The following is a 924-nucleotide window of genomic DNA, read 5'->3' on the forward strand; positions in this document are numbered from 1 at the left end:
AAGCCATCGTCGACGCCGACGCGCTCGACGCCGAGCACTTCGGCGAAGACGCGGCACAGCGTCTCTTCCGTCGGCGTGCGCGGCGCGGCATAGTCCCGGCGCGATTGCGCGTCGGGATCGGGCGCCGGCAGCGCCTTGCGGTCCAGCTTGCCGCTCGCCGTCAGCGGCAGCGCATCGAGACGAACGAATAGCTGCGGAACCATATAATCTGGCAGCTCCCGCCGCAGCGCCGTCTTCAGCGCTGCGAAGTCCAGCTCTCCCTCGCCTGTCACATAGGCCGCCAGCCGCTTGTCGCCCGAGCCGTCCGCCCAAGCGACCGCAACCGCATCGCGCACATCCGGCTGTCGCTGCAGCGCAGCCTCTATTTCTCCGAGCTCGATGCGAAAGCCCCGGATCTTCACCTGATGATCGATCCGCCCGAGGAACTCTATGTTCCCGTCCCGACGCCAGCGCACGAGATCGCCGGTGCGATACATGCGCTCCCCTGCGACGAAGGGATTGGCGACGAAGCGTTCGGCTGTGAGATCCGCGCGGCCGAGATAGCCGCGCGCCAATCCGACGCCGCCGATGAACAATTCGCCGGCGACGCCGACCGCGACGGGCTCGAAGCCCGCATCGAGAATATAGAGTCGAATGTTCGAGATCGGCCGGCCGATCGGCACTCTTTCGCCAGAGTCTTTCCGCTTCGGATCGAGCTGCAGAGATTCCAGCTTCGTTTGCTCTGTCGTGTCTTCTTCGCTCGAAAGCGCTCTCGCATCGTCCGGCGCGCATCGATGAGCGCTGACGTCGATCGAGGCTTCTGTCGGGCCGTAGAGATTGTGCAGCTCCGCCGCCGTCGCGGCGTGAAAGCTCTGCGCCGCCGCAGCGGGAAGCTCCTCGCCGCTGCATATCACGCGGCGCAGGGAGCCGAGCGGGGCCATGTCG

1 protein-coding gene is annotated in these 924 nt (G+C 66.3%); it reads right to left on the reverse strand.

The features are described from left to right. On the reverse strand, positions 1–924 hold a 924-nt coding region (locus METLW4_RS25460; protein ID WP_157235631.1), incomplete at both ends, for an amino acid adenylation domain-containing protein.

Origin of the sequence: Methylosinus sp. LW4 (assembly GCF_000379125.1) — a bacterium.
Classification (GTDB): domain Bacteria; phylum Pseudomonadota; class Alphaproteobacteria; order Rhizobiales; family Beijerinckiaceae; genus Methylosinus.